Source organism: Chitinimonas sp. JJ19 (assembly GCF_036961565.1).
In the GTDB taxonomy this organism is placed as follows: domain Bacteria; phylum Pseudomonadota; class Gammaproteobacteria; order Burkholderiales; family Chitinimonadaceae; genus Chitinimonas.
On the sequence record NZ_JBAMDD010000024.1, the window covers coordinates 1 to 25,069 of the forward strand.

Below are 25,069 nucleotides of genomic sequence, written 5' to 3' on the forward strand. Positions count from 1 at the left end.
CCGCTAAGAGCCTGTTCACGATCTTTTCGCCTCGGCGCTGGACCGGAAAAGGGTCAGGTACAAGGCGGGCGACGCAGGCAATAACGGGCTATTGCCAAGGAGTCCAACGCAGTACATGACCCTTTTCCGGTCCGGCCCTACGGGTTCCGGGCACTGCCGGCAGCGACCGGCGTTACAAGCCGCTTGCGGTACCGGTACCGGAAGCGGCTTGTGCCTTGTCCACTATCCGGCACTGCCCGGAACGCCGGGGCGAAAAGATCGTGAACAGGCTCTTTGGTCCTACTTGCCCTTGCTGGCCAACTCTATCCGCGCCGCGTATTCCTTGTAAGCCGCCGTCGCCGCATTACCAGCATCAATGGCCGCATTGGCCCGCTCCAGCTCCAGTTTTCGCTGCGCCTCGGCCGCCGCCACGATGGCATTCTGGCTCTGGATAAACGCATTCACACAGTCTCCATAAGCCTGATAGAGCTTGTTGAAAGCTTCTATCTTGGCCGGCTTGGCCTTGGCGCCGAGGAACTCCGGCTGCATGCAGTCGAGCTTGGCCGATGCCGCTGGCGTGGCGGCACTGCTGGTGGGTTCGGCGGCAAAGGCACTGCTGCACAGCAGGCCGGCAATCAAGATGGCATAGCGCATGGTGAGTATCCGTAGTGGCGGGACAGAAAGAACCATTAAGATACCACTTAGAATCCACATAAAGCATCTGCGAGTAAGTTGGCGTGGCTTGTGGTGTTGTTTCTGTGCCAATAGAGCGGCTGATCGCGGACAGCAACGCCAGGAGTGGCTGTGTGCTGACTATGCATAGCGAAACTCCTTACCGGCCGGTTTGGGGTTCCATGGAGACTACTGGTCAACATGGTTACCCGCGCTGCTAACTCGCACCCAGCTCGCGGTTTATTTATGCGTAGTCTATTATTTAGTCAATTCGATGCTAATTTAATAGCAGTCCGATCAAAGTGGACGCACTTAGACTTTGTTGGGACGACTCGCTTGCCTTCAATGATAGGGATAGAAACAAATGACAGCCACCCAGCCACCATTTTCATCTAGGACTACAGGACCACATAGCCAAATTGATAACAAGTTTCCCACCTCAGCACGCATTGGACTTGTTCACCTTTTAATTGACCTTGTGGATTCCGAATATATTTCCAACTGGGCTGTCATTGCGCGCGAATTACACCGCATCAGTAGGCTATCACCTGTTGAATATAACTTGAATTCGGCGACCAATCTCAAAGCATTACAAAACGACGCCATAAAATCCCTTGACAATCTTTCATGGGAAAAATGCTATGATTTCTGCGAACGCCTATATACACACTTACCCAGTGAAGTTGGATATCACGACAACCATGAGGATTATATAATTAAAACTTCACGTGGCGAAATTCAAGCGTACATTGCTGGAGAAATTCAGCGCCTATTTCTTGAGGAACGCTTGGCATATGAGTTTGACGAAGGTACTGTTCGACGTCGCGGAAGAAAGCACACCACAGATCTTATAACAAGGACACAAGTAGTTTTAGGAAATCCTGAGTTACAAAGTGCAAGAAGGCACTATGAAAAAGCGTTACAATTCTTTAGAAATCCGACCAACCCAGATTATGAGAACTCCATTAAGGAGGCAGTATGTGCAGTTGAAGCAGCTGGAAAAATACTCTTCCCCACATCTAAAGCATCAACACTTGGTGACCTAATAAAGTGGCTACGATACCCCAACAATGTAGCCGTACCCAAAGCCATATGCCAAACTTTTGAAGGCATCTACGCCTTTAGAAGTGGTGGCGAGGGAATTGGTCACGGCGGCACCCAAGGAGGAAAAGCTACACTCGAGGTGACCGAATATGTATTAGCATTAAGCGCATCACAAATTATTTACCTAGTTGACATTGCAAACGCCAGTGATATAGATGTTCCATTTTGACCAAAGTCAACCCTGCGATTTAATCTTCAGCCAATTTTAACACCAAAAACCTCACAACCCCCTCGCGCTTTCGTCCATACACGCCCACAACCAGCCACTAAGCTGTAATCACCCCCCAAACCGGAGCCCATGATGAGCGATACCGCCAAGGCCCTGGCCACGCAGCTGGCCAATATCGAGCAACGCAGCGGCAAGCGCCTGGATGAACTGGTGGCGCTGGTGCGGCAGAGCAGCCTGAAAAAGCACGGCGAGCTGCGCGATATGCTGCAGCGTGAGCTGGGCCTGGGGTATGGCGATGCCAATACCCTGGTGCACCATGCCCTGCAATCGGATGGCGCGAGCGCTGCGGCAGCCCAGGGCTTGTCCGACGATGAGGTGCTGGCGGAACTCTACAGCGGGCCGAAAGCCGCGTTGCGGCCTATCCACGACAAGCTCATGGCGGCCTTGGCCGGCTTTGGCGAGTTTGAGACTGCGCCCAAGAAGACCTATGTCAGCCTGCGACGCAAGAAACAGTTTGCCATGGTGGGGCCGGCGACCAAGACCTGTGTCGAGGTTGGCATCAACCACAAGAGCCTGAGCCCGAACGAGCGCCTGCAGGCGCTACCGGCAGGTGGCATGTGCCAGTACAAGGTCAGGCTGAGCCAGCCAGAGGAAGTGGATGAGGCGCTGCTGGGTTGGTTGCGGCAGGCCTACGATAGTGCAGGCTGAAGGGCGCTGCCAGCAGCCTCAACGCGTTGCGGCATAGCTTGCTAGACGGGCCTTTATCTCTTCAGATCAAATACATGCCACATCGTGGCTTGCATCCCTGCCTTGCCTGGCCTGGAAACCGAGGTTTCCGGCAAGACCTGAGTCACGTCAACGCCTTGTCACATTAGCGGGGCATGCTGGGTCGAGATCAACTACCTGGCCTGACCGTGAGCGAGCCCGCCAGCCACCACTACCGCAGCATCTGGATATCCGACGTGCATTTGGGCACGGCCGGTTGCCAGGCATCCTATCTGCTGGATTTTCTCAAGCAGAACGAATCGGACTATCTGTATCTAGTCGGCGACATCATAGACGGCTGGGCGCTCAAGCGTTCCTGGTACTGGAACCAAGAACACAACGATGTCATCCAGAAGATTCTGCGCAAGGCCCGCAAGGGCACCCAGGTGGTCTATATCGCTGGCAATCATGATGAGGTGGTACGACAGTTCATCGGCTTGGCGTTTGGCGGTATCGATATCCAGGATGAAGTCATCCACACCACCGCCGATGGCCGCCGCCTGTTGGTGCTGCATGGCGATCTGTTTGACGGGGTGATCCAGTGTGCGCGCTGGCTGGCCATCGTGGGGGATCATGCATATACCGTCACGCTCAAGCTCAACCGTTGGTTCAACCATGTGCGGGCCAAGTTGGGGCTGGGCTACTGGTCGCTATCGCAGTTCCTCAAGCACAAGGTGAAGAAAGCAGTGAACTTTGTCAGCCAGTTCGAGCAGGCCGTGGCGCGCGAGGCCAAGGCACGGGGGCTGGATGGCGTGATCTGCGGGCATATCCACAAGGCCGAGATGCGGGAGATAGACGGCATACTCTATTGCAACGATGGCGATTGGGTAGAGAGCCTGACCGCCCTGGTGGAGACCTATGAGGGGGAACTGAAGATCGTGACCTGGCAGCAACTGGGCGCCAAGCCCGCTCAGGCCAGATTGACCAGGGAGGCGGTAGGCGTGGCGGACACGCCTGCCTGATCGCAAGGCACAGTGCGACTCAACAACGCGTCATCCCACCAGCTCGCCAACCAAGCTGCCAGGCTGGCGGGGTCGGGTAGTGCCGGGGTGCCGCCCCAGGCATCGGCCAGCTCGGCAATGCTGCAGCCTTGCTGCTGCAGCGCCATCAGGAACGCCGCCTCGGCCTCGCCTATCGAGCGGAAGTGCGGCTGCAGGCCCTTGCGCCAGACCAGTATCTGGCGGGGCTGGGGCCAGCGTTCGGCCTCGGGTACGTCCTCGTCGGCATCGATGGCCTGCCAGATGGCCAGGGCATTGCTGTGTACCGCCAGCAGGCTGACCGTAGGGTGCACGATGTCAGGCTGGCCCAGGCAGGCTTCCGCATCATCGTCCGCCATGGTCTGTCTGTCCCAACTGGCCTGGTCGGCCGCGTCGAACACGGTACGCAAGGCCCATTCCAACCGTGCCAGATCGACCAGCTCAAGGTTGTCAGGGTAGGCCTGCGCCAGCACATCGGCCAGGCCTGCGCCATAGTGCCCCAGGTTACGCTGCCGCGGTGGCTGGTCCGCTATATAGCGCGCCGCCAGTTGCTGGAACAGCTCGCTGCCCAGATAGGCTTCGGTCTTGCCATAACTATCGGCCAGCACCTCCAGCAGGCGTGCCCGGTAGGCGTGGTGGTAGATCACCATGCCCGTCTCGCCTGCCAGGATGCCGTCAGGCACGATGCAGTCTGGTATGCCTTGTACGGTATCCTCCAGCACCTGCGCAGCCACCTGCTGCTGGCTCTGCAACAGATCGGCATGCTGGGTAGCTTGGGTCTGCCACGCGGGCAAGGCGGGCACTTCGGCATGGCCGCTGCTGCAGTGCTGGGCGGCAATGGTGCGGGCTTGGTCCAGCTCCTGCAGCAGGTCGGCCAGGGGTGGGATATTGTCGTCGCGCTCTATCATGGTGGACACCTGGCCAAAGCGCTGGCAAGCCTGCGCATAGAGCTGCCAGACCGGGGCGGCGACGGGATGGTCGTGGGTATCGATAATGTGTTCATCCACCCGCGAATGGCCGGCCAGGTGGATCTGCCGCACCCTGTCCACAGGGATGCCCTGCAGATAGGCCTGGGCCGAAAAGCCGTGATTGACGCTGCTGACATAGACATTGTTCACATCGAGCAGCAGCTCGCAATCGGCCTCGACCAGCACATGATGAAGGAACTCCCACTCCTGCACCTGCGAGGCCCGGTAGCCGACGTAGCTGGAGACATTCTCCAGCACCAGGCGGCGCCCCAGCATATCCTGTGCCTGCCGTATTTGCGCCACCAGCAGGCGGGCGCATTCTTCGGTATAGGGCAGCGGGTAAAGATCGTGCAGCACATGGGGGGCGAAGCCGGTCCAGCACAGGTGATCCGACACCCACATGGGCTCCAGCCAGTCTGCCAGCTGCTTGATGCGCGCGATATAAGCCTGGTCCAGCCCCTGCGCACTGCCTATGGCCATGGCAACGCCGTGCATGGCCATGGGGTAGTCACGCCTGATGCGCTCCAGCATCACCAACGGCTTGCCGCCATCGACCAGAAAGTTGTCACTGATGATCTCCAGCCAATCGACCGGCTGGGGTGACGCCAGGAAATCCCGGTAATGCGGTGTGCGCAAACCCAGGCCAAAACCGGCTGGGGCGTGGGGTGGTTTGGGCATGGCGGCGTAAACTCGGTGTAGAGGAAGATCGCTGCGGCAACCGCCAGGCAGCCGCAGCGCAGGCAATGCGCTTTATCGGTGCACTGCACCCAGGCCATGCCGCCGGCTGGCAGCCTGGGGCTGGGTGCCTGGCATGGCCGATTACAGGTCGCCTATGGTGCCGCCCTTGCTGAGGCATTCCTTGGCAGCCACGGCCTTGAAGCCATGGCCCTTGCAGGCATTCTGGCCTTTGCAGCCATGCTCGGTGGTCTTGCAGTCGCTATTGCCCTTGCAGTCGTGCACGTTGTAGCAGTGCACCTTGTCGTTGGCGGCAACGGCCTTGCCGGACGAGCCCTTGGGGGCATCGGCGGCCATGGCGCCCGCAGCCAGAGCCAAGGCGCCGGCGGCGAGGGCGAAGGAAGTGGCCGATTTGAGGGTACGTGCGTTCATGCTGTGCTCCTGAGTATAAGGTGGGGATGACTCGGCGGTGTGGTATCGGGTTTGGCCAGCAACACTGGCTATCCGGTGTTGCCGGCAGAGCCCGAACGCAGCCGCCGTGCACCTTGGTCTGCCCCCCCACGCTTTTCTTACACAGGCTGTCAAAAAATCGCTGCGGCTATTTGCAGTCACCCAAACGCTTGGCGCTGAACTCGGTGCTCATGCGCATCCGCCCCTGCGGCCCCATGCTGTCCACGGTGGTCTTGCCGCTGTAGCTGTCGGTACCAAAGGTCATGCTGCCGCTGATCTCGCTGGGTTGGGCGCCTGTGCATTTCATGCGGTAGACCATGGTGTTGCCCGTCATGCTGTTGCTCAGCATGGTGCAGGCTGGCGGCTTGCCGTCCGGGCTCTTGGGCATGCTAGGGCGGCTCATGTTCTGGGCGTCTTCGGGCTTCATGCATTGCTTGACGGTCGTCGGCGGGATATTGACCTTCATGCCTTCCATATTCATCTTGCTGGTAATGGACCACATGCCCGGCCGGATGGCGGGGTTGGCCCAGACGGCAGCAGTGAAAAGGATCAGGCAGGTATGACGGGCGAGACGCGACATGACATGCTCCTTACAAGATGACCAGCGCGATGGTGGCGGGATTCCACCAGTGTAGACGCCTCTTGTGTTTGGCAACTACGGCTGCATCTGATCGGTACTACGACTACTGATACCACCATGTTCAACTTCCTCAGCCGCAAACCCGAGCATGACCCACTGGCCAACCCAGCCTGGCCGGAGCTGGGCCGGCAGATGCCATTGCTGCAAGGCCTGAGCACAGAGGAGTGGCAGAGGCTGGAAGACCGCATGCGGCACTTCCTGGGCCACAAGGCCATCAGTGGGGCGCATGGCTTTGCGCTAAGCCAGAACCGTTTGCTGACCATCGCGGCACAGGCCAGCCTGCCCATCATCAATCTCGACGATACGGCCTACCAGGGTTGGCACGACGTGGTGATCTACCCCGGCGCCTTTGTCAGCCGCGAAGCCTGGCGCGATGAGCAGGGCTTGATGCATGAAGGTGCGCAGAATGTGTCGGGCATGGCACGTAGCGATGGTCCTATCCTGCTGTCCTGGCCCGATAGCCGCCAGGGGCCGGCACTGGATGGCCGCAATGTGGTGATACACGAGTGCGCCCACAAACTCGACATGCTCAATGGCCGCGCCGATGGTTTTCCACCCTTGCATGCCGGCATGGTGCAGGCCGATTGGAGCCGCGCCTTCGAGCGCGGTTATCAGGATTTTCGCCGCAGGGTGGACTACGGCGAACCGGTGCGTATCGACCCTTATGGCGCGACCAATCCGGCCGAGTTCTTTGCCGTGCTATCCGAATACTTCTTTGAGTTGCCGCATCTGCTACATGCCGAGTACCCGGCCATCTACGAGCAATTGCGCCAGTTCTACCGGCAGGACCCCGGCATGCGCCTACCGGTGCTGGGCCTGGATGAAAACGACTGGTAGGCAAGCCGGCAAAGCTCGCCTGGGCGTCGTTTGATCAGCCCTGGGACGGGCTGCTGCCTTGCTTCATAGCTTCGCGCTGCTCGGCATAATCCAGCCGGTGCTGGCGCCTGAGCTGGGCCTCGCTATAACGCCGACGGGCTTCGGCACTATCCAGTGCCAGCGGTGGCACCGCCACGGGCTTACCGTCGTCGTCTACCGCCACCATGGTAAAGAAACAGCTGTTGGTATGGCGTACGCTGCCCTGGCGCACATGCTCGGCCACCACCTTGATACCGATTTCCATGGAGCTGCGGCCGGTGTAGTTGACGCAGGCCAGAAAGGTGACCAGCTCGCCCACATGGATAGGCTGGGCAAAGGTGACCTGGTCCACCGACAGCGTCACCACATAGCTGCCGGCATAGCGACTGGCGCAGGCATAAGCCACCTGATCGAGCAGTTTAAGTATGGCGCCGCCATGGACGTTGCCCGAGAAATTGGCCATGTCCGGTGTCATCAGCACCGTCATGCTCAATTCATTGGGGCGCATGGCGTCGCTCATCCGTGATTGACCGCCGCCCCCAGGTGTCCCAGGAAGCGGTCGACCCCGTTGCGCAAGCCATCCAGCGAGGATACCCCCAGCAAGAACGCCAGGTAACCTTCTATGCGCTTGGTTTCTAGCAGAAACTGAATGTGCAGGAACAGCACCTGACATTCCGGCTCGGCTCCCCGCTGCAGCAGCACATCCACCCCCTTGCCGCTGCACAGGCTGGGGAGCGAGTAATCGAAATCCTCGGCCATGATATCGGCCAGGGCCGAGAGGCAGGCGGTCAGCAGTACATTGCCCACCTCGGCCAGGGCATCGCTGGTCAGCGCCTCCACATCCACCGGCTGCTTCAGCGAGTTGAGCATCAGGCGGACCACTTCTTCGCCATCGTCGTCGGCGAACATCAGCAGGGCATCGCCATCAAAGCTGCCGGCAAAATGCTGGGCCACGGCATCCACATGGCGCCACTGCGCCCAACCTATGCGGTCATTCAATTCATCGAGCCGGCAAAACCGCATGGCCGGCACCGACAGGCTGACCTCTTCGCCCACCAATCCACTCATGGCAGCGGCAGCACGCCCTACGCTGATATTGAATATCTCGCATAGCGCATCATGCTGCAGCGGGCTGAGGTAGTTGTTCATTCGCCCTCCACCAACTCCAGCAGGCGGGTAATGGTGGCTTCGGTCACCGGCTTCTGCAGAAAGTGCATGCCCAGGGTCTCGGCCCGCTGGCGCACACTGCTCTGCACATTGGCCGTCAGCACCACCACGTGGATACCCGGCCGTATCTGCAGAATGCGCTCACCGGCGGCCAGGCCAGACATGCCGGGCATATTCACATCCAGCGTCACCAGCTCTATGGGCTCACGCTCGGCCACCGCGATGGCCTCGTCGCCATTGGCTGCTTCAAAGAATACCCAGCCAGGGCGCATCTCCTCCAGATAGGCGCGCGCCAGCATGCGCGACACGCGGCTATCGTCGACAATCAGTACCGGCTTGCTCATGGGCAGACACTTTCTGATAGGGCAACAATTGCGATATTTGCATCATAGTTCATACACCATAGCAAGCCAGCAAGACCGGCCAGAACCATTTAATACTGCCAATTGTCGGCAAACACACTAAACCTGAATAACGGGAATTACGGATCGCAAACCACCATGCGTCGCCTTGCCGCATTATTGCTCTTCTGGCTTACCCTGGCATCGGCCCAGGCTCGTGAGCAATTCACCGTCTGCTTCGATGACTGGGCGCCCTATGCTGCCTATACCCCGGAGCGTGGTCACCATGGCATCACGGTGACGCTGATGCGGGAGATATTCAACGACATGGGCCTGGGCCTCAAGCTGCAATCGGCCACCCAGAGCCGCTGTGTGGCAGCTGCCCATGCTGGCCGCATCGATATCATGCTGTTTGGCGACAAGGAAGCCCTGCCCGCCCACTGGCTGGCCACCACCATTCCTACCGAGTTCTGGCTGGTGGGCGCCTGGGTGCCGCAGCAATCCCCCCTGCAGCGCTATGAGCAGTTGTCCCAGTTCAATGGCCTGCGGGTCGCCATGGTGACCGACTATATCTACCCGGCCCCCATACATGGCTATCACGGCTGGCACAGCGTCATGGTGGGGGACGCCATAGACGGGGTACGTCAGCTGGCTGCGCGCCGGGTCGATGTCATGTTCGACGACCTGATCTGGATGCGCGAGATCGCCAAGAGCAAGAAGCTGAAGATACGGATGCTACCGCCCCTGATTGCCGCGCAGCCGCAACAGCACTTCTACAAACCCCACCTGGCCCCCCTGTTCGAGCGCTATGAGCAGGAGGTACAGGCCCGCATCAAGCGCGGCGAGCTGGATGCACGCTATCGCGCAGCGCTGGGCATCAGCTACGACGCCCTGCGCCGGGGTGACTACGCTGGCGCATTACAATAGAATAATTCTCATCTAGCTCAAGACCCCACTGTCTGGGTCGGGCTTCTCGCGTACGCTTTCAGGATAATCCCGCATGAGCCAACATCGCACCGAAACCGATTCCATGGGCGCCGTTGACGTCGCCGCCGACCGCTACTGGGGGGCGCAGACCCAGCGTTCCATCCATAACTTTCCTATCGGTGTAGACCGCTTTCGCTGGCAGCGACCGGTCATCCGCGCCCTGGGCGTGCTCAAGCGCGCCGCCGCCGAAGCCAATGCCGAACTGGGTGAGCTGGCGGCTGAACCGGCCCGGCTGATCGTGGCGGCAGCCGACGAGGTCATCGCGGGCAAGCTGGATGCCCATTTCCCCCTGGTGGTATTCCAGACAGGCTCCGGCACTCAATCGAACATGAATGCCAACGAGGTGATCGCCAACCGTGCCATCGAGCTGGCCGGTGGCACCATGGGCAGCAAGCAGCCTGTACACCCCAACGACCACGTCAATCGCGGTCAGTCATCCAATGACACCTTCCCCACGGCCATGCATATTGCGGTGGTAGAAGAGCTGGCCCGTCGCCTGTTCCCCGCCGTAGGCCAGTTGCGCGACGTGCTTGCCGACAAGGCAGCCCAGCACGCCGGCCTGGTCAAGACCGGCCGCACCCACCTGCAGGATGCCACGCCCATTACCCTGGGGCAGGAGATCGGCGCCTGGGTGGCGCAGCTGGATTTTGGCCTCGCCACCGTGCAAAGCGCCCTGCCAGGGCTATACGACCTGGCCATCGGCGGCACCGCTGTTGGCACAGGCCTGAATGCCCATCCGCAATTCGGCGATAGCACCGCCGCCCACATCGCCAAGCTGACCGGCCACCCTTTCCGCGCCGCCGCCGACAAGTTCTTTGCTTTGTCCGCCCACGACGCCTTGGTCAATACCTCGGCCGCCTTGCGTACCCTTGCCGGTGGCCTGATGAAGATGGCCAACGATGTGCGCTGGCTGGCCAGCGGCCCGCGCTGTGGCATAGGTGAGCTGACCATACCCGAGAACGAACCGGGTTCGTCCATCATGCCTGGCAAGGTCAACCCCACCCAGTGCGAAGCCATGACCATGGTGTGCGTACAGGTGTACGGCAACGACGCCGCCGTGGCCTTTGCCGGCAGCCAGGGCAATTTCCAGCTCAACGTCTACAAGCCCGTCATGGTGCACAACGTGCTGGAAAGCATCACCCTGCTCAGCGACGCCTGTGATGCCTTCCGCGAGCACTGCGCCATGGGCATCGCCCCGGCGTTGGAGCGCATCCACGAGAACCTCGACAAAAACCTGATGCTGGTCACCGCCCTCAACCGCCATATTGGCTACGACCGCGCCGCCGAGATCGCCAAGAAGGCCCACAAGGAAGGCACCACCCTCAAGGCGGCCGCCCTTGCACTGGCTTACCTGACCGAGCAGCAGTACGCCGAGTGGATGGTGCCGCTGGAAATGACACACCCCAGCATAAACTGAGCGCCTTTGGTGAGCTGTGCTGGGCCTGTACTCGGTAGTTTATGACTACCCCGGTATCATGCCCGGCATGCCTACCCTAGACAGCCTACGCCACCAGACCCAATTGGCCTTTATCGCCAGCGGCCAGGATTTAGAACTCGGTCATCCCGGCCTCTGCCCACGCACCCCAGCCCAACTGGCAGCACTTGAGCCCGGCGGCGACGGGGTACTGGCCACGCTATCGTCAGGCCTTACTGCCTGGGTGCATCACCTGCAACAAGGGGGTGTGGGCTATGCCATCAAGAAAGCCCGTCCGCAATGCCTGGTGCAGAATCTGGACGGCCAGACCTCGTTCCTGAATGAGCTACAGCGGCGGCGTGATATTACCGAAATCCAGACCCGCCACGGCGGCTTTGCCGGCATGGTCCCGACACTGTATGGCTCGCTGGCCCATGGCATCATCGTTTCGCCGTGGATAGAGGGCGGCACGGTACAACAGTGGGACGAACGCACACTGCTGCAGTTGTTCGACAGCGGTGCCGAGCTGGTACGCCATGGCTTGTTCGAATGGGACTACTGCCCAGGCAATCTGCTGGATGACGGCCGCCGGCTTTGGCTGTTCGACTTTGGCTATATGTACCGGTTTGACCCGCTGCGCCAATTCAACTCGGCCGGCATGGGCAACGATGTGCCCCAGCACCATCTGGCCGAGCGCTTCGAGACGCGCAACTATTTTGCCTGGTTGCTGCAACTGGAACAGACCCAGGGGCAGGATGCCACCCTGGCTGCCTTCAGGCTGGAAAAGGAAATTGCGCTGGAGTGTTATCTACGGCTGCGTGCGGACTTGAACGCCGCAGGGGCCACGCTGGATGTGCGCGACTGGCTGGATGGCATCATCAAGCACTGGCGCCAGGCACTCAAGGGTGAGCTGGAGGCGCTGTACTGGCAGGAAGGCTGGCGTTCGCACCGGCTGGACCTGGATGACGATCTACGCGGCCAAACCTGCACACCCCGTACCTTGGCCAGATGCGACTGGCTGTTGGATGCCGTCACCCAGCACCACGACACCCTGCGTGCCTGCGGTGCGCTAGCCGACGAAACCATCGCACCTGATCGCCGCACGCTGTTGGCCCACTACCGGCAATTGCGCGAGCAGGCCGAAGGATTCCAGGTCGCTACCTAGACCCTGGCCGCAAAACAAAACAGCCCGTGAGGGAACTCACGGGCTGCTCAGTGGGCTGGCGGCAAACATCGTGTTCTGCCGCCCGACCCTGGTGGGGAAACTGCCGCGACAGACTCAAGCATGGCGAGCGGCCTTGGTGGTCTGTGCCAGTTGCTGCTGCGCGGCATCTTGCTGAGGTGCCGGCTGGCGCAGATCGGACACGATGGCGACGCTGAACAAGGCCAGCAGACCCAGAATCAGGCCGGACTGGAACAGGTCATTCAGTTGGTTGCGTTGCATGGTATGGCTCCTGGTGGGTTTGTCTGGCAGGCCCCTGCCCGCCTTGCATGGTTGGCATAGTGGCGGAGTGCCTGGCAAGCCGCGACCGGCTTGCGACCAAGTGCAGGTAGACGGGCGCGAATGACGTACAGTGCCGACGAAATGTCGGGCGCCCCCTCGGAAATCCCCGGTCAGCAACCCTCAATGACGAAGTCATAGTCAATCCAAGCAAATCAAATACTTAGATCAACGCCAGTGGGCATACCAATCGCTGCAGAACAAACTTGCCAGCCCCTGCATAGACAGGGATGATGCGCGGCCTGCTTGTCCACCTAACTGCTCGCTTTGCCATGTCCGACCACGTCCAACTCTCTCTCAGCGGCCTGCTGCTGCCTGGCTACCAACACGCTACCGCCGTCGCCGCCCTGGCGCAGTTGCTCAAGGTGAGCGAAGAGAAAGCCCAGGCCATGCTGGCCGGCCAGCCCACAGTGATCAAGAAGGCCCTGCCCATCGCCGCCCTGCCGCGCTATCAGCAGGTGCTGGGAGAGATAGGTGTAGAAGTCCTGCACGCTCCAGTGCTTGAGGCACCTGCCACGGCGCCCCTGAGCCTGGCACCTGCTGCGCCATTGGCACCTGAGCCACCACCTGCGCCTGCAGCACCGCCCGTAGCGGCAGCAGCGGCCCCCGAGGTGGAGACCATTACCTGCCCGTCCTGCCAGTTTGTGCAGCCCAAGCGTACGCTCTGCCGTGAATGCGGTGCCGACATGCCACGGATGATGGCCGCCGCGCGCGAACCCAAGCCAGCGGCGCGTGATACGGCCGACAGCAATCCCTATCGGCGGCAGCCAGGTCGGTCGGATGAGCAGCAGGATGAAACACACACACCGGCCTTTTTCTCTTTCAGCTTCGAGGGCCGCCTCAACCGCCTGCGCTATATCGCCTACAGCACGGCCTTCTTCTTCCCCCTCGTGCTGGCCGCCATCTTGGGCGCCGCTGCCTTGGGCTGGGTTGCGATTGCTGTGATGGTCGTCCTGATGCTGGTATTCAGCCTGCGCTACATGGCCTTGCGGCTGCACGATATCGGCCTCAGTGGCAAATGGCTACTGCTGTTCCCGCTCAGCGGCCTCATGCTGATCACAGGCTCGCCCAAGGCGGCCATGGTGGTGTATGCCATCATTGTCCTCGGCTCGCTGGCCCTGTGGGTTGTCCCCGGCAATGCCGATACCAATGACTACGGCGCCCCCAATGAACCGAACGGCCCCTGGGTAATCGCAGGTGCTGTAATAGCCGCCCTGCTGACGATCTCCTCCGGTGTCAGCAGCTATACCAGCAGCCCGTTCAAGGCAGGTGTGGCGCCTGCCACAATAGAAGAGACAGCGGACGAAGTGACGACGGATACCACGGACAGTCAGGAAGAACTGGCGCGCCAGATGGTGGATGCCGCTGCAGAGCAGAACAATATCGAGCTGAGCGAGGAAGACCGCGAGGCGGCAGTGCAGGAGGTGCTCTCGCGCCTACGCGATGCCGAGGCAGAAGCAGACGAATAGGTACCTCTCCCTGCTTTATTAGCGCTTCCTTCATCAGGCCACAATAATTGCCCGCCAAACTGTCACCATTCGCAATCTGCAAGGTGATCTGGCATGCGCACTCCTCTACTGCTGGCCGGCCTGATATTGGCCCTGACGCACCTGCAGCCCATGGCTGCAGGCAATCCTATCCATATACTGCAAGTAACCGACCTGTCCGGCCCCAATGGCGACACCGGCCGTGACTTTGTCACCGGTGCCCAGGTCTACCTGGACCAGCTGAATGCCAAAGGCGGTATCGCCGGGCGCGAAGTCAGGCTGGTGGTCGAGGACGACAAGGGAGAGCAGGCCAATACCGTGGCACTCAGCCGCAAGGGCGTGGCCCAGTATGCCCCTGCTGCCCTATTTGGCTATTTTGGCGCCGACAACGTCAAGGCCGTGCTGGCTGACCGCAGCATTGCCAGCCAGGGCATACCCTTGGTCGCCCCTTATGTGGGTATCAACCTCCCCTCTGCCAACCCAGTCTATTACCTGCGCGCCAGCTCAGCCGACGAGCTGGCCAAGATCAGCCGCATTGCCACCAGTTCGGGCCTGAACCGGATTGCCTTGGTGACTGGCGACGATGCCCTGGGACGGGCCGCTGGCGTGGAAATCGCCCAGCAGTTGCAAGGCAGCAAGACCCAGCTGGTGGGGCGGGTCAAGCTGGCCAGCAACAGCCTGGAAGTAGACGGCGCGGCCGACACGCTGGCGCGCATCAATCCGCAGGCCATCATCCTGGCTGCGCCCACCATTGCTTCGGCTGCCTTTGTGCAGGCCTACCAGCAGCGCCGCCCAGGTACCGCCTTCTATGCCCTGAGCTGGATCAATCCGCAGACCCTGCAGGAGTTCCTGGGGCCAGAGGCGGCCCGCTGGGTAGCCATCAGCGCCCTGGTGCCCTCGCCCTATAACCCGACTTCGGCGGTGGCACGCGAGTTTGTCGGCACCCTCAAGAAATACCGCGACGAGCCACCCAGCTACGCCTCCATGGAAGGCTATATGGCGGCACGCATGCTTGTAGATGCCTTGCGCAAGGGCGGTGGCGATGCCAGCCCTTCCAGGCTGCACCAGAGCCTGGCCAGCTACCGTAGCGATATGGGAGGCGTGCGATTACAACTAGACAGCACCCGCCGACGGGCAATGAGCTTGGTGGATCTGGCGGTGTTTACCAGCGGCGGGCGGCTGGTCAACTAGCTGCGCCGGGCTGCTGTTTCTGGCAGTGGCGGTCAGTCCCACCGCAGTGTCTCTGCCTCATTGCGACCGCGCGCCAGCCAGGGAGGCGGTTCGCCACGGGCGGCCCAGTAGTCCGTCAGCCTTTGCCATACGGCCTCCTTCTGGGCATCCGTCATGGCCACCCATTGCGCCACCTCGATAAAGCTGCGGCCGCAACCCATGCAGGTTTCATCCCCCAGGGCGGTAGAGCAACGTGCCACACAGGGCGAATCGGGACGAGCAGACATTCAATGGACCTGGGTAGTAAGCATGGCAGCCGCATTCTACCCCAGGCCACCACCGCCTTGCAGGGCTGAACTGTTTTCGTATCAGTACTTTAGTTCCAGCGTGGCAGACCAATAGGCCGCATTACGCTCCACGCTGTAATGCTCGCTCCGGCCCGCCCCGGTCTGCCGTGACTCGGTCTGCCGTGCGTCACCGGCACCCAACTGGCTGGCGGTCAGCCGCAACTGCACCTGTGGGCTGAACCGCCACGCCGCATACATGTCCAGAGAGCGCTCGCGCCCCTTGTAGCGACGGGTGCCCGTCTCCAGCTGTACCACATAGCCAGGCGACCAGTTGTAACTGCCCCCCAGGGTCAAGGGCAGCGACGCCAGCCGGTAATCCAGCCCCAGCTTCAAGCGTTCGGTTTCCTGATCCTCCAGTCTATTGTCAGGCCCCGGCAGATCGCGGGCCCGCGACCAGTAGCGGCTATAGGCCAGTTGCAGGTCCAGGGGTATGGCCAGCTCCATCAACTCGGCCAGCGTAAACTTGGCCTCCAGCTCCAGGCCTGTCAGGCTGGCCCGGCCAAGGTTGTAGGGGCGGCGCACCCAGCGCTCCCCTTCTCGTCCTGTACGTTGCCGTACCAGATCCTGTATCTGCTGGTGGTTCAGGGCAGCGCTGAGCATGCCATCCTTGCTCAGGAAGTGCTCGAAAGCCGTATTGAACTTCCAGGCCAGCGCCGGCTTCAGTGCCGCATTGCCCGCCTGGTCTGGCGTCAGTTCGGTGTTGTCGTCTACCCGCCGTGGCTTGGTCATCAGGCTGCTTAGGTCTGGCGCGGCATAGCTGCGCGACACCCCGAAGCGCAACTGGTCCTGCTTGCTCTGCGGCAATCGCCACAAGCTCTGCAGGCTGGGGCTCAGCACCCGGCTACGACGGTCCAGGCTGGTCTGGGCATCGCGGCTACGGCTGACCAACTGCTCCCAACGCAAGCCGGCATAGATGGACCACTGTTCGTTCACCGACCACTCATCCTGCCCATAGGCCGCCAACAGCCAGGTCGAGGCCGTCAATTCACGCCCCAGCCCGGTGTCCATATCCACCCCGTCTGCCAGTCGGGTCTTGTGCTCCCGCCTTTGCTTCCACTCGGTCTTGTAACCCAGCTCCAGCTTGTGCTCAGCCTCGCTCAGGGGCAGCGACCATTTGCCGCTGTGCGCCAACCTGAGGTCACGATTGTGCTGCCTCTCGTGTACCAGCCTCGGCGTGCCAGGCGGCAGCGCGCCACTGAACACCCGCCGGTTGTCCTCATAGGTACTGCCCTGGTCGGCCATCAAGCGCAGCGACAGCTTGCCGCCATCCGGCAACGGCACCTGCCGTATCAAGGTGCCCTGCGCCCGCCCCCAACGCCAGTCCACGCTGCCCAGCGAGCCATCGTAGTCAGGCACGGTACCCGGCAGCAAAGACCGCCGCTGCACCTCACCCTGGCCTGTATCCACATTGTGGGACAGCTGCATCTGCAGGCTCAGGTTGTCGCCTTCGCCGTAGCGCCAGTTGAATCGCGGCATCAGGTTGAACAGCACACCGCGCGCACGATAGCGATCAAGCGTCAGCTCATCCTGCTGCTGTAGCCCGGCAGCATCGTAACGCTGCATCTGCTGCCTAGTGTCGTGTTCGGTTTGGTCGTAATGGCGCAGCAGGGCAACCACGGTGTAGCCCAGCCGGTCCAACTGGTCTGCCAGTTGCAGATTGAGCTGGGGCTGGGCGTAGTGATCGTGCTCGCTGTAGCGGCCCCGCAAGCTCAAGTCTGTGGTCTGCTTGCGGCTGCCTTCACGCAGCACGATATTGAGTATGCCGCCCATGGCTTGGGCGCTGTATTCCGCCGTGGGCGCGCGCAGTATTTCGATGCGCTCAATCTGCGAAGGCGTCAGCGTATCCAGCGAAAAGCCACGGGCTATCGGCTCGCCATTGATCAGTATCTGGGTATAGGCGCTACCCATGCCCTGCATGCGTACCTGCAGGCTACGGCCCGAGCCCGAAACGCTCAGGCCTGGCAAGCGCTTGAGCACATCGCCCAGCCCACTATCGCCATAGCGGCTGATCTCCTCACGGCCCACCACAATCTTGCCTGCGGTGGACTGCCGACGCAGATCGGTTTCTCCCGCCTTTTTGCCATTCACGACCAAGGTCTCGCTAGGCGCTTGCGCTGGCGGCGCCACCGCACCTTCGCCGACCTCGGCTGCAGCGGCTGACCAAGCCAGGGTGCATGGCACCAGCAGGCGTAACAGTTGCGGGCGACGGGACGTACGGCGACCTTGTTGCATGTTTTTCTTCGTGCTGTGCGGGGGCGCGCACTATGCCACAAGCACCATGGTGGCTTGTAGGCAAACTCACCTTTACGGCACAGTGCTTGCAGGCATCGACACGATGGTGACTGAAGTTCATATCAGGCTCTTCATCTAAGGATGCCTTACAATAGAGGGAGTTGCCGCCGGCCTCGTGTCCGGCGGCTTTGCATTACGCTGAACCGGCAGGCCAGACCCTGCCGTGAACTTGCCTTCCCGACTGGAAACACCATGCTGCGCCTGAACGAACTCCGCCTGCCACTAGACCACGCTCCCGAAGCCTTGCCGGCAGCCATAGCCCAGCGGCTCAAGATCAAGCCTGCCGAGCTGCTGGCATTCGAGGTATTCAAGCGCAGCTATGACGCCCGCCGTGGCCATCCACTGACCCTGATCTACACCCTGGATATCACGGTCGCCAACGAGGCCGCCCTGCTCAAGCGCATGGCCGGCGACAACAAGATCGGCCCCTCGCCCGACACCAGCTACCATTTCGTGGGCCAGGCGCCTGCCGACCTGCAGCACCGGCCGGTGGTGGTGGGTTTTGGCCCTTGCGGCATCTTTGCCGCCCTGCTGCTGGCGCAAATGGGCTTCAACCCCATCGTACTGGAGCGTGGCAAGGAGGTGCGCCAGCGCACCAAGGATACCTGGGGACTGTGGCGCAAGAATGTACTCAACCCGGAATCCAACGTGCAGTTCGGCGAAGGCGGTGCCGGCACCTTCTCCGACGGCAAGCTCTACAGCCAGATCAAGGACCCGCGTCATCTGGGCCGCAAGGTGCTGGCCGAATTCGTCAAGGCAGGCGCACCCGACGAGATTCTTTACGTCAGCAAGCCGCACATCGGTACCTTCCGCCTGGTCGGCATGGTCGAAAAAATGCGCGAGACCATTACTGCGCTGGGGGGCGAGGTCCGCTTCGAGCAAAAGGTAACCGATATCCTGATCGAAGACGGCGCCGTACGCGGCCTGGTACTGGAAAGCGGCGAACAGCTGCGTACCGACCATGTCGTCATGGCACTGGGGCACAGTGCCCGCGATACCTTCCAGGTCTTGCATGACCGTGGCGTGTTCATGGAGGCCAAGCCGTTCTCGGTCGGCTTCCGCATCGAGCACCCGCAGTCGCTGATCGACCAGGCCCGCTTTGGCAAGCATGCCGGTCACCCGCTGCTGGGCGCAGCCGACTACAAGCTGGTACACCATGCCCGCAATGGCCGGTCGGTCTACAGCTTCTGCATGTGCCCTGGCGGCACCGTGGTAGCGGCGACCTCAGAACCCAATCGGGTGGTCACCAATGGCATGAGCCAATATTCGCGCAATGAGCGCAATGCCAACGCGGGCATCGTGGTCGGCATCACGCCAGACGACTACCCAGGCAGCGTCATGGCCGGCGTGGCGTTCCAGCGCGAGCTGGAGTCCCGCGCCTTTGTGCTGGGCGGCGGTAACTACGAAGCGCCAGGCCAATTGGTGGGCGACTTTATCGCCAACCGCGCGTCTACCCAATTGGGCAGCGTGGAGCCCTCGTACAAGCCCGGGGTCAAGCTGGGCAATCTCGATACCGCCCTGCCTGCCTACGCCATCGAGGCTGTACGCGAAGCGCTGCCAGCTTTCGGCAAGCAGATCAAGGGCTTCGACCTGCACGACGCCGTGCTTACCGGCGTCGAGACCCGTACTTCATCCCCCCTGCGCATTACCCGAGGCGAGGACTGCCAAAGCCTCAACGTCCGTGGCCTGTTCCCGGCCGGCGAAGGTGCAGGCTACGCCGGCGGGATACTCTCGGCTGGCGTGGATGGCATCAAGGTGGCGGAAGCGTTGGCGTTGAGCGTGCTAAAGGGCTAGCCATGTCCATACTGAGCGCCGTTGAAGAGGCATGGGGATGGACCGGCATTCGACCAATGGAGCTGGTTGGTGAGAATGCGTTTGGTAACTTGATGCTGCGCGATGAGGGTGGCTGCTACTGGCGACTTTGCCCAGAGGATGCCTACTGTGAAATTGTCGCGGCAAATGCCACAGAACTCGCGGCGCTACAACTGGACCAGGATTTTTTGCATGATTGGTACATGCAAGCACTCGTGAATGAAGCAAGGTCATTGCTGGGTGAGCTAGACAATGGCCAAAAATACTGCCTGAAGATTCCCGGTGTATTGGGCGGTCTTTACGATCGGACCAATCTCGGCACAGTGCCACTCTTGGAGCTGATACGCTTCTCTGGCCTACTCGCCTATCAGATCAAAGACCTACCAGACGGGTCGACCGTCAATCTCACAATTACAGCCTGAGTAAGTACCCGCTTTTGCCGCGCACACCCAAAGGTGGTGGTCGCCAGAAAGTCAGATCGAGAATTACACGCAACACCATGGCACGGGAGTATCCGTCCCATTTTTGGGATAACGATGATCCCACATATGGGACTTTGACAGCCAGCCACGCTCCACAAATCGAATAAATCACTTAATAATCAAGATATTAATAATCTGGCATCCTATCTGCTCTTCCATCCTGGTCACCCAGATCATTTGGAAGCACCATGGATGTTCCTCGCCCTGGCCGTAAACCCCGCCTCTGGCAACGCCGCCCTGTCTGGATAGCCCTTGCCGCCGTGCTACTGACCGGTATCGTGGTCGCTGGTCTGCGATCCAATCCCGGTAGCCTGAAAGTAGACAAGCTCGGCGTCAGCACCAGCGTGGTGGAGCGCGGCCCCTTGCAGGTAACCGTACACGGCAGCGGCATGCTGCGGGCCAGTGATGTACACCTGATTTCAGCCCAGAGTGATGCCCGGGTCGAGCGGGTAGCGGTGCAGGCAGGTGCACAGGTGCAGGCAGGCGATCTGCTGGTGCAACTGGTCAACCCGGCCCTCAACCAACTGGCGGAGGAAACCCGCTGGAGCCTGCAAGAGGCAGCGGCCGAGCTGAACGCCCTGCGCACCCAACTGGATAGCGAGCAGTTGAACCAGCAGGCCACCATCGCCAAGGCCCAGTACGCAGCGGAAAGCGCCCGGCTGCAGCTGACGGCAGAGGCCAGCCTGGTCAAGGAAGGCATAGTCTCGCGCCTGAGTTTTCAGCGCAGCGAGCTGAATCTCAAGCAGTTGAATGAGACCCTCACGCTGGAGCGTGACCGGCTGCAGAAAGGCCGTGCCAATTTGCGTGCCCAGTTAGCAGCCCGCGAAGCCGTGGTGTCACGCCTACGCAAGACCTTGCAGCGCGCCGAAGACCAGGTAGCCGCCCTGAGCGTACGCGCACCCATGGCCGGAACAGTACAGGCCCTGGAACTGCAGCCAGGGCAGGCTGTGGCAGTGGGAGCGGCACTGGCCAAGCTGGCCAAGGCCGGTGATCTCTATGCCGAACTGCAAGTACAGGAATCCCAGGCCCGTGACCTTGCCCCCGGCCAGAGCGCCAAGATAGACATACGCAATGCGCTGATCCCCGCCGAAGTGCTGCGCGTGGCGCCCAGCGTCAGCAATGGCACCGTACGGGTGGATGTAAAGCTCCGAGGTGAGCTGCCCAAGGGAACCCGGCCCGACCTGAGCGTGGACGGCAGCATCGAAGTTGCCCGCATCGATAACGTGCTGCAGGTGGCACGCCCGGTCTTCAGCCAGCCAGACAGCCCGGCCAGTGTCTACCGCATAGGTGCCGATGGCGTCGCCGAACGCCTGGACGTGCAGTTCGGCACCGCCGCCATCAATCGCATCGTCGTCAAGGCTGGCCTCATGGCCGGTGATCGTATCGTGGTGTCCGACACCAGCAGCTGGCGCACCCATCAGCGGGTAAGCCTGCGGTAAGCAGGCACCAGGGCAACCCTGACGATACACCTCAGGGTTGCCCCTCTGCCCCACCCCCTATTAAAGCAAGGAGCCTGTGACCGCCCCTGACCATTACACCAATTCTCATGGCTTCGCGTACTCTTCAGCCGATAGCGGCTGCCACACCCCGTATCGCCCAGGAACCCACCATGTCAGACACCGTCATCAGCCTGCAAGGCATCAGTAAATCGTTCTTGACCGATGAAATCGAGACCCGCGCACTGGATGAAGTGCACCTGCAGATAAAAAAGGGCGAGTTCGTCTCCATCAGCGGCCCCTCAGGCTGCGGCAAGTCCACCCTGCTGGGCATACTGGGCCTGCTGGATAACGCCAGCAGCGGACGCTATACACTGGCCGGTCAGGCGGTCGAAGCGCTGGACAACCGTGCCCGTGCCCGCCTGCGCAATCGCGAGATCGGCTTCATTTTCCAGGCTTTCAACCTGATCTCGGATCTCAGCGTGGAAGAAAACGTGGCCCTGCCCCTGCAATACCGCGATGACCTGAGCAAGCAGGTGTGCAGGCAACGCGTCAAGGAGGCGCTGGAACGGGTAGACATGGCGCATCGTGCCCGGCACTACCCTGCCCAGCTCTCTGGGGGGCAGCAACAGCGGGTTGCCGTGGCACGCGCCCTGGTGGGGCAGCCGGCTTTGATACTGGCCGATGAGCCGACTGGCAACCTGGATTCCCGCAATGCCGAGCTGGTGATGGGCCTGCTCAACCAGATACACGCCGATGGCGCCACCTTGTGCATGGTGACCCATGACCCACGCTCGGCGGCGCTGGCCAAGCGTACGGTTGCGCTGTTTGATGGGCGGGTGGTGGAGGACCATCTCAACACCACAGGCCAGGCACAAGGCCGCGAACTGGCCTGGGGGGCGCAATAATATGTGGACCGACCTCCGCTATGCCTTGCGGTTATTGCTGAAAGCCCCGGGCTTTTCGCTGCTCACCCTGCTCACCCTGGCAGCAGGCCTGGCCTTTGCCATCTACATGGCAGCGGCCATCCACGCCATTGCGCTCACGCGCCTGCCCTGGCCCGCATTCGATAGGCTGGTGGTGATCAAGGAGACCTACGACGGCCGTGAGAATGGCAGCGAGATACGCTACAGCGACTTTGTGGAATACAGCAAAGCGCAAACCCGGTTTGAGCACCTTTACCCCACCCAGCGCAATCGGGTCGCCATAGGGGGTAAGCGCTATCCCGAAAACTTCGTGGCCGCGCGCCTGACTGCCGGTAGCTGGGCGCTGCATGGTGTGCAGCCACTGCTGGGGCGTAAGCTGGAAGCCAGCGACGAACTGTCGGGGGCCGCCCCCGTCATGGTGATCGGCGCCGATCTATGGCAGCAGCACTTTGCCAAAGACCCAGCCATTATTGGCAGCCAGATCAAGGTTGACGGGGTGACGACCACCATCGTCGGTGTCATGCCAGCCGGCTTTCGCTTCCCCATCTCCGAGCAGCTCTGGCTACCCTTTGCCGCCCCCAAGCACTACGCACCTGGCGATGACAACCGTGTCACGATCCTGGCGCGGCTCAAGCCGGGAGTGGATATCGCTGAGGCCACTGCCGATATATCGGTGATCGCCCAGCGCCTGGCAGCCGACTGGCCCAAGACCAACAAGGTGATAGGGGCCATGGTGGTGCCCTTTGTGCAGTCACCGACTCAAGGTGTCAGCACCATGTACCTGACCCTGGGCGGCGCGGCAGGCTTGCTGCTCCTGCTGGTCTGGATCAATGCCGGCAACCTGCTGCTGGCTCGCGCCAGCGAGCGACAGCAGGAAACTGCCATACGCTCGGCACTGGGCGCCCCCCGCCATCGCCTGTTGCGTCATATGCTGGCCGAAGGCCTGCTGCTCTCGGTAGGCGCCTGCCTGGTCGGCCTGTTTTTTGCAGCCTGGGCATTGGCTGCCACCAATCAGGTGCTGCTGGCCATGCCTAGCGCACCAGAGGCGCCGTTCTGGCTGCAGTTCGGTCTATCCCTGCCCACCGTGCTGGTTGCCATGGGTTTGACGCTGGTCTCCACCCTGGTCATCGGCCTGTTACCCGCCTGGCGCAATGCCCGTACTGATCTGATGATGGTGCTGCGCGATGGCACCCGCCATGGCCAGGGCCGGGCTGCCGGCCGTTTCAGCGGTAGTCTGGTGGTGATACAGATTGCGGTCAGCAGCATGCTGCTGGTGGCTGCCTGTGTCCTGACCTATGCCATGTACCAGACCCTGCACGCCGACTATGGCTGTCGGGTCAAGGATGTCGCCACCGCCCGCCTGGGTGATCGCAACGGTGTATCCGGCTACCGCGACAAAGCGGCTCGTGAGCAGTTGTTCCAACGCCTGGATACCGCCCTGCGTAGCCTGCCCGGCCAGCCTCGTTTCGCCCTGACCAATGCGCTGCCCGGTGATGGGCGGACAGAGGGTACGCTTGTCCAGCCTGAAGGCCAGGCCATTACCGACGGCCGGTATCCCGATGCGGGGCTCTACAGTGTCAACAGCACTTACTTTGCTGCACTGGAAATACCGATACTGAGCGGCCGGCCACTGAACGATCAGGACCGTGCCGATACCCTCAAGGTCGCCGTGGTCGATACCGCCTTTGCCAACCAGCATTGGCCTGGCCTGTCACCGCTGGGCAAGCGTTTCAGGATCAATGCGGCAGAGCCTGATGGCGAGTGGATCACCGTGGTAGGCGTTAGCCGCCCGGTGGTGCAAGGCAGTCCCAGCGGCGGTGACAACAGCGTGCAGGCCAATATCTACCGCCCCCTGCGTCAGACTGTACCCGACACCCTGCGCATTGCCCTGGTAGGCAGTGGCGATATGGCATCGACACTGGCATTGCTGCGCCAGGCCATCAGCCGCGCCGATGCCAATCTGGCGCCGACCGAGTTGTTCAGCTTCGAGCAATTGCATGAGGACAATACGGGTGGTCTGGATCTGATGGGCGCCTGGTTTGTGGCACTGGGCCTGATCAGCCTGCTCCTGGCAGTGAGCGGCATCTACGGCATTACAGCCCGTGCCGTGACCTTGCGTACCCACGAGGTCGGTGTGCGCCGCGCCGTCGGCGCCACCGATGGCGCCATCGTCTGGCTGCTGCTGCGGCGAGGGGTAAGGCAGCTGCTGATAGGCTTGCCACTGGGCCTGCTGCTGGGATGGGGTGTCACCACGGCCATGGCGGAACTGCTCTACCAGGTGGGCCTTGCAGTCCCATTGGCCATGCTGCTGGTCAGCCTGCTGATATCCGCCGTCATCCTGCTGGCGACCCTGATCCCGGCACGCCGGGTCATCGCCCTGATCCCCAGCGCGGCCTTGCGCTACGAATAGGCAAGGAACAGGCGCAGTGTGGCTTTTCTTTGTATGCTGCGGG

The 25,069-nt window shown here is 61.4% G+C and carries 24 protein-coding genes; 14 read left to right on the forward strand and 10 right to left on the reverse strand.

Translation table 11 applies throughout. From position 1 onward, the window contains the following. Positions 1–279: 279 nt before the first annotated feature. On the reverse strand, positions 280–633 hold the full coding sequence (locus tag V7714_RS19755; protein ID WP_335711267.1) for a hypothetical protein: 354 nt from the start codon (positions 631–633) through the stop codon (positions 280–282). Positions 634–1,015: 382 nt separating this feature from the next. Between V7714_RS19755 and V7714_RS19760 the strand changes: the two genes are divergently transcribed. From V7714_RS19760 to V7714_RS19770, 3 genes are all read left to right on the forward strand, one after another. Next, positions 1,016–1,924, forward strand: a complete 909-nt coding sequence (locus V7714_RS19760) for a hypothetical protein (RefSeq protein WP_335711268.1) — start codon at positions 1,016–1,018, stop codon at positions 1,922–1,924. 129 nt (positions 1,925–2,053) lie between these two features. Then, on the forward strand, positions 2,054–2,632 hold the full coding sequence (locus V7714_RS19765) for a DUF5655 domain-containing protein (RefSeq protein ID WP_335711269.1): 579 nt from the start codon (positions 2,054–2,056) through the stop codon (positions 2,630–2,632). Between the two features lie 173 nt (positions 2,633–2,805). After that, positions 2,806–3,651, forward strand: coding sequence for a UDP-2,3-diacylglucosamine diphosphatase (locus V7714_RS19770; protein WP_335711270.1), 846 nt, complete (start codon positions 2,806–2,808; stop codon positions 3,649–3,651). Here the strand turns inward: V7714_RS19770 and bufB are convergent. The 3 genes from bufB to V7714_RS19785 form a co-directional block, all read right to left on the reverse strand. Next, positions 3,600–5,312 (reverse strand): MNIO family bufferin maturase, encoded by a 1,713-nt coding sequence (gene bufB, locus V7714_RS19775; RefSeq protein ID WP_335711271.1) that lies wholly within the window; start codon positions 5,310–5,312, stop codon positions 3,600–3,602. The two genes, V7714_RS19770 and bufB, sit on opposite strands and share 52 nt — an antisense overlap. A gap of 141 nt (positions 5,313–5,453) precedes the next feature. Further along, positions 5,454–5,741 carry a BufA2 family periplasmic bufferin-type metallophore gene (bufA2, locus tag V7714_RS19780; protein WP_335711272.1) on the reverse strand — a complete coding sequence of 96 codons (288 nt, stop codon included), beginning with the start codon at positions 5,739–5,741 and terminating at the stop codon, positions 5,454–5,456. A gap of 166 nt (positions 5,742–5,907) precedes the next feature. Further along, a complete protein-coding gene (locus V7714_RS19785; RefSeq protein WP_335711273.1) occupies positions 5,908–6,339 on the reverse strand; it encodes a DUF3617 domain-containing protein in 432 nt (143 codons plus the stop codon). Between the two features lie 117 nt (positions 6,340–6,456). On the opposite strand from V7714_RS19785, the gene V7714_RS19790 reads away from it, so the two are divergent. Further along, positions 6,457–7,236 carry a zinc-dependent peptidase gene (locus tag V7714_RS19790; RefSeq protein ID WP_335711274.1) on the forward strand — a complete coding sequence of 260 codons (780 nt, stop codon included), beginning with the start codon at positions 6,457–6,459 and terminating at the stop codon, positions 7,234–7,236. A 34-nt stretch (positions 7,237–7,270) separates the two neighbouring features. On the opposite strand, the gene V7714_RS19795 is transcribed toward V7714_RS19790, so the two are convergent. From V7714_RS19795 to V7714_RS19805, 3 genes are read right to left on the reverse strand one after another with little or no spacing between them, the layout of a single operon-like run. After that, entirely contained in the window at positions 7,271–7,774 is a 504-nt protein-coding gene (locus tag V7714_RS19795; protein WP_442891414.1) for an acyl-CoA thioesterase, read from the reverse strand. Beyond that, positions 7,771–8,403 (reverse strand): chemotaxis protein CheX, encoded by a 633-nt coding sequence (locus V7714_RS19800; protein WP_290331266.1) that lies wholly within the window; start codon positions 8,401–8,403, stop codon positions 7,771–7,773. The genes V7714_RS19795 and V7714_RS19800 overlap by 4 nt, the downstream gene beginning before the upstream one ends. Continuing rightward, on the reverse strand, positions 8,400–8,765 hold the full coding sequence (locus V7714_RS19805) for a response regulator (RefSeq protein ID WP_284194545.1): 366 nt from the start codon (positions 8,763–8,765) through the stop codon (positions 8,400–8,402). The genes V7714_RS19800 and V7714_RS19805 overlap by 4 nt, the downstream gene beginning before the upstream one ends. 156 nt (positions 8,766–8,921) lie before the next feature. Here V7714_RS19805 and V7714_RS19810 point away from each other — a divergent pair, with 156 nt between their 5' ends. The 3 genes from V7714_RS19810 (at position 8,922) to V7714_RS19820 (ending at position 12,328) form a co-directional block, all read left to right on the forward strand. Further along, positions 8,922–9,689, forward strand: coding sequence for a substrate-binding periplasmic protein (locus tag V7714_RS19810; protein ID WP_335711276.1), 768 nt, complete (start codon positions 8,922–8,924; stop codon positions 9,687–9,689). Between the two features lie 73 nt (positions 9,690–9,762). Further along, a complete protein-coding gene (gene fumC / locus V7714_RS19815; protein ID WP_335711277.1) occupies positions 9,763–11,166 on the forward strand; it encodes a class II fumarate hydratase in 1,404 nt (467 codons plus the stop codon). Positions 11,167–11,233: 67 nt separating this feature from the next. Continuing rightward, on the forward strand, positions 11,234–12,328 hold the full coding sequence (locus V7714_RS19820; RefSeq protein ID WP_335711278.1) for a hypothetical protein: 1,095 nt from the start codon (positions 11,234–11,236) through the stop codon (positions 12,326–12,328). Positions 12,329–12,442: 114 nt separating this feature from the next. Here the strand turns inward: V7714_RS19820 and V7714_RS19825 are convergent, their stop codons facing one another. After that, entirely contained in the window at positions 12,443–12,607 is a 165-nt protein-coding gene (locus tag V7714_RS19825) for a hypothetical protein (RefSeq protein WP_335711279.1), read from the reverse strand. A 329-nt stretch (positions 12,608–12,936) separates the two neighbouring features. On the opposite strand from V7714_RS19825, the gene V7714_RS19830 reads away from it, so the two are divergent. Together V7714_RS19830 and V7714_RS19835 are read left to right on the forward strand one after the other, a co-directional pair. Next, positions 12,937–14,133: a DUF805 domain-containing protein gene (locus tag V7714_RS19830; protein WP_335711280.1), complete on the forward strand. Its 1,197-nt coding sequence runs from the start codon at positions 12,937–12,939 to the stop codon at positions 14,131–14,133. 93 nt (positions 14,134–14,226) lie between these two features. Next, positions 14,227–15,342 carry an ABC transporter substrate-binding protein gene (locus V7714_RS19835; RefSeq protein ID WP_335711281.1) on the forward strand — a complete coding sequence of 372 codons (1,116 nt, stop codon included), beginning with the start codon at positions 14,227–14,229 and terminating at the stop codon, positions 15,340–15,342. 32 nt (positions 15,343–15,374) lie between these two features. On the opposite strand, the gene V7714_RS19840 is transcribed toward V7714_RS19835, so the two are convergent. Both V7714_RS19840 and V7714_RS19845 read right to left on the reverse strand, forming a co-directional pair. Next, positions 15,375–15,608 (reverse strand): DUF1289 domain-containing protein, encoded by a 234-nt coding sequence (locus V7714_RS19840; RefSeq protein ID WP_335711282.1) that lies wholly within the window; start codon positions 15,606–15,608, stop codon positions 15,375–15,377. A gap of 81 nt (positions 15,609–15,689) precedes the next feature. Beyond that, on the reverse strand, positions 15,690–17,900 hold the full coding sequence (locus V7714_RS19845; protein ID WP_335711283.1) for a TonB-dependent receptor plug domain-containing protein: 2,211 nt from the start codon (positions 17,898–17,900) through the stop codon (positions 15,690–15,692). Positions 17,901–18,152: 252 nt separating this feature from the next. Between V7714_RS19845 and V7714_RS19850 the strand changes: the two genes are divergently transcribed. The 5 genes from V7714_RS19850 to V7714_RS19870 all read left to right on the forward strand — a co-directional run bounded on the left by V7714_RS19850 (position 18,153) and on the right by V7714_RS19870 (position 25,026). After that, entirely contained in the window at positions 18,153–19,754 is a 1,602-nt protein-coding gene (locus tag V7714_RS19850; protein WP_335711284.1) for an NAD(P)/FAD-dependent oxidoreductase, read from the forward strand. A 2-nt stretch (positions 19,755–19,756) separates the two neighbouring features. Continuing rightward, entirely contained in the window at positions 19,757–20,194 is a 438-nt protein-coding gene (locus V7714_RS19855; protein ID WP_335711285.1) for a T6SS immunity protein Tdi1 domain-containing protein, read from the forward strand. Between the two features lie 248 nt (positions 20,195–20,442). Then, entirely contained in the window at positions 20,443–21,693 is a 1,251-nt protein-coding gene (locus V7714_RS19860) for an efflux RND transporter periplasmic adaptor subunit (protein WP_335711286.1), read from the forward strand. Positions 21,694–21,863: 170 nt separating this feature from the next. Then, entirely contained in the window at positions 21,864–22,598 is a 735-nt protein-coding gene (locus V7714_RS19865; protein WP_335711287.1) for an ABC transporter ATP-binding protein, read from the forward strand. Position 22,599: 1 nt separating this feature from the next. Then, complete coding sequence (locus tag V7714_RS19870) at positions 22,600–25,026, forward strand: ADOP family duplicated permease (RefSeq protein WP_335711288.1); 2,427 nt, start codon at positions 22,600–22,602, stop codon at positions 25,024–25,026. The last annotated feature ends 43 nt before the right edge of the window (positions 25,027–25,069 follow it).

Coding starts and splice junctions, on each gene's coding strand:
- V7714_RS19755 (WP_335711267.1), bottom strand. CDS start 633: ATGCGCTATGCCATCTTGATTGCCGGCCTGCTGTGCAGCAGTGCCTTT.
- V7714_RS19760 (WP_335711268.1), top strand. CDS start 1,016: ATGACAGCCACCCAGCCACCATTTTCATCTAGGACTACAGGACCACAT.
- V7714_RS19765 (WP_335711269.1), top strand. CDS start 2,054: ATGATGAGCGATACCGCCAAGGCCCTGGCCACGCAGCTGGCCAATATC.
- V7714_RS19770 (WP_335711270.1), top strand. CDS start 2,806: ATGCTGGGTCGAGATCAACTACCTGGCCTGACCGTGAGCGAGCCCGCC.
- bufB (WP_335711271.1), bottom strand. CDS start 5,312: ATGCCCAAACCACCCCACGCCCCAGCCGGTTTTGGCCTGGGTTTGCGC.
- bufA2 (WP_335711272.1), bottom strand. CDS start 5,741: ATGAACGCACGTACCCTCAAATCGGCCACTTCCTTCGCCCTCGCCGCC.
- V7714_RS19785 (WP_335711273.1), bottom strand. CDS start 6,339: ATGTCGCGTCTCGCCCGTCATACCTGCCTGATCCTTTTCACTGCTGCC.
- V7714_RS19790 (WP_335711274.1), top strand. CDS start 6,457: ATGTTCAACTTCCTCAGCCGCAAACCCGAGCATGACCCACTGGCCAAC.
- V7714_RS19795 (WP_442891414.1), bottom strand. CDS start 7,774: ATGAGCGACGCCATGCGCCCCAATGAATTGAGCATGACGGTGCTGATG.
- V7714_RS19800 (WP_290331266.1), bottom strand. CDS start 8,403: ATGAACAACTACCTCAGCCCGCTGCAGCATGATGCGCTATGCGAGATA.
- V7714_RS19805 (WP_284194545.1), bottom strand. CDS start 8,765: ATGAGCAAGCCGGTACTGATTGTCGACGATAGCCGCGTGTCGCGCATG.
- V7714_RS19810 (WP_335711276.1), top strand. CDS start 8,922: ATGCGTCGCCTTGCCGCATTATTGCTCTTCTGGCTTACCCTGGCATCG.
- fumC (WP_335711277.1), top strand. CDS start 9,763: ATGAGCCAACATCGCACCGAAACCGATTCCATGGGCGCCGTTGACGTC.
- V7714_RS19820 (WP_335711278.1), top strand. CDS start 11,234: ATGCCTACCCTAGACAGCCTACGCCACCAGACCCAATTGGCCTTTATC.
- V7714_RS19825 (WP_335711279.1), bottom strand. CDS start 12,607: ATGCAACGCAACCAACTGAATGACCTGTTCCAGTCCGGCCTGATTCTG.
- V7714_RS19830 (WP_335711280.1), top strand. CDS start 12,937: ATGTCCGACCACGTCCAACTCTCTCTCAGCGGCCTGCTGCTGCCTGGC.
- V7714_RS19835 (WP_335711281.1), top strand. CDS start 14,227: ATGCGCACTCCTCTACTGCTGGCCGGCCTGATATTGGCCCTGACGCAC.
- V7714_RS19840 (WP_335711282.1), bottom strand. CDS start 15,608: ATGTCTGCTCGTCCCGATTCGCCCTGTGTGGCACGTTGCTCTACCGCC.
- V7714_RS19845 (WP_335711283.1), bottom strand. CDS start 17,900: ATGCAACAAGGTCGCCGTACGTCCCGTCGCCCGCAACTGTTACGCCTG.
- V7714_RS19850 (WP_335711284.1), top strand. CDS start 18,153: ATGCTGCGCCTGAACGAACTCCGCCTGCCACTAGACCACGCTCCCGAA.
- V7714_RS19855 (WP_335711285.1), top strand. CDS start 19,757: ATGTCCATACTGAGCGCCGTTGAAGAGGCATGGGGATGGACCGGCATT.
- V7714_RS19860 (WP_335711286.1), top strand. CDS start 20,443: ATGGATGTTCCTCGCCCTGGCCGTAAACCCCGCCTCTGGCAACGCCGC.
- V7714_RS19865 (WP_335711287.1), top strand. CDS start 21,864: ATGTCAGACACCGTCATCAGCCTGCAAGGCATCAGTAAATCGTTCTTG.
- V7714_RS19870 (WP_335711288.1), top strand. CDS start 22,600: ATGTGGACCGACCTCCGCTATGCCTTGCGGTTATTGCTGAAAGCCCCG.